The sequence below is a fragment of the Caballeronia sp. M23-90 genome (assembly GCF_053574605.1).
This window is the reverse complement of the sequence record NZ_JBSIPA010000529.1, coordinates 1-4260: the sequence shown is the minus strand read 5'-3', so window position 1 is coordinate 4260 and position 4260 is coordinate 1. Positions and strand designations below refer to the sequence as shown.

The 4260-nt window shown below is 61.0% G+C and carries 4 protein-coding genes; all 4 read left to right on the top strand.

Annotated features, from left to right (window positions below):
• The first annotated feature begins 468 nt into the window (after positions 1 to 468).
• The gene (upp, locus tag ACRXB1_RS31800; RefSeq protein ID WP_056352410.1) at positions 469 to 1122 is read left to right on the top strand and encodes a uracil phosphoribosyltransferase; all 654 of its coding nucleotides are present in this window, start codon (positions 469 to 471) and stop codon (positions 1120 to 1122) included.
• 295 nt (positions 1123 to 1417) lie between these two features.
• Positions 1418 to 2146 carry a YebC/PmpR family DNA-binding transcriptional regulator gene (locus ACRXB1_RS31795; RefSeq protein ID WP_062000783.1) on the top strand — a complete coding sequence of 243 codons (729 nt, stop codon included), beginning with the start codon at positions 1418 to 1420 and terminating at the stop codon, positions 2144 to 2146.
• A 351-nt stretch (positions 2147 to 2497) separates the two neighbouring features.
• Positions 2498 to 3787, top strand: coding sequence for a phosphoribosylamine--glycine ligase (gene purD / locus ACRXB1_RS31790; protein WP_061998998.1), 1290 nt, complete (start codon positions 2498 to 2500; stop codon positions 3785 to 3787).
• Positions 3788 to 3919: 132 nt separating this feature from the next.
• A partial coding sequence (locus ACRXB1_RS31785; RefSeq protein ID WP_449494294.1) for a coproporphyrinogen III oxidase occupies positions 3920 to 4260 on the top strand: 341 nt, incomplete at its 3' end.

Genomic DNA, 4260 nt, shown 5'->3' with positions numbered 1-4260 from the left:
GGCCGCACATACGAGCGCCGTGCGCCCCTTGATTCCCATGTCCATTGCTGTCCCTTTGTAGTTGTCCGCTAGTTGGCCGCACATACGAGCGCCGTGCGCCCCTTGATTCCCATGTCCATTGCTGTCCCTTTGTAGTTGTCCGCTAGTTGCCCGCGCTTTGACAGGTTTGCACCGGTCAAAGCGGGATTTCGAATGTCGGCCGGATCCCGGCTCGCAATCATGCATTGGATCGCATGATGCAATTCTAGAAGAATGAGGGATCGGACGTCGGCCGTGCAATAGACCGGATGGCCTGTCGCCCGCAATCTCCACTTTCAGCGCCCCTAATTTGGGTAAACTGGCGGCACTGCCCAAGCTCAGCAATTGAAACCGCCCTGCACGCGCGGTTTGAAAGCCGCCGCACCGACAATCTGCGTCACAAGCATGACCCGAATCCACATTTAATGCCGCGGCAACCGCGCGAACACCATGAACCAGGACAGCCGCTTTCCGAATCTTTTCATCCTCAACCACCCGCTGATCCAGCACAAGCTGACTCACATGCGGGACAAGGACACGTCCACCCGTACATTCCGCGAATTGCTGCGGGAAATCACGCTGCTGATGGGTTACGAGATCACGCGCAACCTGACGCTGACCACGAAGCGTGTCGAGACACCGCTCGTCACCATCGACGCACCTGTCATTGCGGGCAAGAAGCTCGCCATCGTGCCCGTGCTGCGCGCCGGCATCGGCATGTCGGACGGGCTGCTGGACCTGATTCCGTCGGCACGCGTGGGGCACATCGGGGTGTATCGGGCGGAAGATCACCGGCCGGTCGAGTATCTCGTGCGCCTGCCCCCGGATCTCGAGGAGCGCGTGTTCATCTTGTGCGACCCGATGCTCGCGACCGGCTATTCGGCAGTGCACGCGGTCGACGTCATGAAACGGCGCAAGGTGCTGGGTGAAAACATCATCTTCGTCGCGCTGGTCGCGGCGCCTGAAGGCGTGAAGGTTTTCTCCGATGCCCACCCTGACGTGAAGCTTTACGTCGCCTCGCTCGATTCCCATTTGAACGAGCATGCATACATTGTCCCGGGCCTGGGGGACGCCGGCGACCGGCTGTTCGGCACCAAGAACTGACGGAAAGCCCGGCGAACCTACGGCTCATCGCGTCGCCGCCATAGGGCCAATGCCTGCCGGACGGGCGCGCCATGATAAAATTCGGGTCCGCCAAATGCGTTGACGCAGCATTGAGGCAGCCTTGCCGCGGTTTTTTCGCGCCCGGCAGGCCCCGTCATGTAAGCAGCGGGAACATACATGCCGGCTGGCGAAAAACGCTGCGCAGGGAAGCTGAAAGAAGTTGCACAAAGCTGCATAAGGCGGCGACATTGACACACAGGCGTGCGAGAACAGCTCGGGCGCGATGGAGAAAGGTATGGCGGGTCATTCAAAATGGGCCAACATCAAGCATAAGAAAGCGGCCACCGACGCCAAGCGCGGCAAGGTCTGGACGCGTCTTATCAAGGAAATTCAGGTTGCAGCGCGCATGGGCGGCGGAGAAATCGACACAAATCCGCGCCTGCGGCTCTCCGTCGAGAAGGCGTACGACGCCAACATGCCCAAGGACAACATCAACCGCGCGATCCAGCGCGGGGTGGGCGGCGTGGACGGCGCGACCTACGAAGAAATCCGCTACGAAGGTTATGGCATTGGCGGCGCGGCGATCATCGTGGACACCATGACGGACAACCGGACCCGCACGGTTGCGGAAGTGCGCCACGCGTTCTCGAAGTTCGGCGGCAACATGGGCACGGACGGATCGGTCGCGTTCATGTTCGACCACGTCGGCCAGTTCCTGTACGCACCCGGCACGCCGGAAGACAAGCTGATGGAAGCGGCGCTCGAAGCGGGCGCGGACGACGTGGTGACGAACGACGATGGCAGCATGGAAGTGGTGTGTCCGGCCAACGACTTTCAAAAGGTGAAGGACGCGCTGGAAGCTGCCGGCTTCAAGGCTGAAGTCGCCGAAGTGATCATGAAACCGCAGACTGAAGTCGAATTCACGGGCGAAGACGCCGCGAAAATGCAGAAATTGCTCGATGCGCTGGAAAATCTTGACGACGTGCAAGAGGTTTATACCAACGCAACAATCGACGAAGAGTAACGCGGGTTGGTAAGGGGCTTGTCTTTCACGCGCTGGAAATTGCAGCAGGCGAAGTCGAGAACCCAAAGCATTTCTGGCCCGATTGGTGCATGCGCGTTCAGCAGCAGTTCCGGGTCTGCAGAGAAACAAGCCGCAAACGGCTTTTGACGGCCGGGTTTAAAGACGCGAAGTCGTGTGACGCAGCCGTTATCGGCGCGAGCCCTCTTCTCTCTCTCATGATCCCTGCGGCCACTGACAGTCAGCCGGAATGCAGCAAAGCAAAACTGCGGAGGCGCGGTGAACCGGTTCAGGAAGAACTCACCGGTTCGCGCTGCCAGCCGCCACGAATTTCTTAAGGTCTTCGAGGTTTAAATGAAGTTACTCGTCGTCGGTTCGGGCGGTCGCGAACATGCGCTCGCGTGGAAGCTCGCGCAGTCGCCGCGCGTGCAGATGGTTTATGTCGCGCCGGGTAACGGCGGCACGGCTCAGGACGAACGTCTGCTGAATGTCGACATCACGGATCCAGCCGCGCTGGCCGATTTCGCAGAAAATGAGCAGATCGCGCTGACCGTAGTGGGTCCCGAGGGTCCGCTGGCGGCAGGCATCGTGAACTTGTTCCGCTCGCGTGGTCTGAAGATTTTTGGTCCGACCAAAGAAGCGGCGCAACTCGAAAGCTCGAAGGACTTTGCCAAGGCGTTCATGAAACGCCATGCCATTCCCACGGCCGAGTACGAAACGTTCACGGACATCGGTGCGGCACACGCTTATCTCGACACGAAGGGCGCGCCCATTGTCATCAAGGCGGACGGTCTGGCTGCCGGTAAAGGCGTGGTTGTCGCCACTAGCCTGGAAGAGGCGCATGCAGCCGTCGACTCCATGCTCGCCGACAACAAGCTGGGCGACGCCGGTGCACGCGTGGTGATCGAGGAGTTCCTGGACGGCGAGGAAGCCAGCTTTATCGTGATGGTGGATGGCAAGCATGTGCTGGCGCTGGCGTCGAGCCAGGACCACAAGCGCCTGCTCGATGGCGACAAGGGCCCGAACACCGGCGGCATGGGTGCGTATTCACCTGCCCCGATCGTCACGCCGCAACTGCATGCGCGCGTGATGCGCGAAATCATCCTGCCGACGGTGCGCGGCATGGAGCAGGAAGGCATCCGCTACACGGGCTTCCTGTATGCCGGCCTGATGATCGACGCGCAGGGCAATCCGAAGACGCTCGAATTCAATTGCCGCATGGGAGATCCGGAAACGCAGCCGATCATGGCGCGCCTGAAGGGTGATTTCTCGAAGGTGGTTGAACTCGCGATCGCGGGCACGCTTGCCACGGCCGAGATCGAATGGGACCGGCGTACCGCGCTTGGCGTGGTGCTCGCCGCTCACAACTACCCGGACACGCCGCGCAAGGGCGACCGGATCAACGGCATACCTGCGGAAACGCCGGAAGCAGTGACGTTCCATGCCGGCACCACGCTGGAAAACGGCAAGCTGACCACGTCCGGCGGCCGCGTCCTGTGTGTCGTGGGTCTGTCGGATTCGGTTCGCGGCGCGCAATCCGTCGTCTACGATACGATCAACCAGATCGCGTTTGACGGCATGCAGTATCGGCGGGACATTGGGTATCGGGCGCTCAATCGAAAGGCGTCGGACCGACAAAGCTGATTCGACACCGCATTCAAGTACAGCACTGCCGGACCTTCGCGTCCGGCAGTGCGTTTTTAGACGAAACGCGCCGAATGGCGGCAGACCGCCTCCTTGTCCGCCTTTCCCGCACACCAGAAAGCACGCAGCACGATGACCGATTCGACCTACGACGTACACGCTGTCCGCACCTATCTCACCGGTTTGCAAAAGCAGATCGCAGATACGCTCGGCGGGTTCGATGGCGCCGAATTTGCCGTCGATTCATGGCAGCGTGGGCCAGAGGAGCGGCTGCGCGGCGGCGGGAGTACCCGGATTCTCGAAGGCGGGCAGTTTTTCGAGCGCGGCGGCATTGGCTTTTCGGATGTCGCGGGCGATTCATGGCAGCGTGGGCCAGAGGAGCGGCTGCGCGGCGGCGGGAGTACCCGGATTCTCGAAGGCGGGCAGTTTTTCGAGCGCGGCGGCATTGGCTTTTCGGATGTCGCGGGCGATTC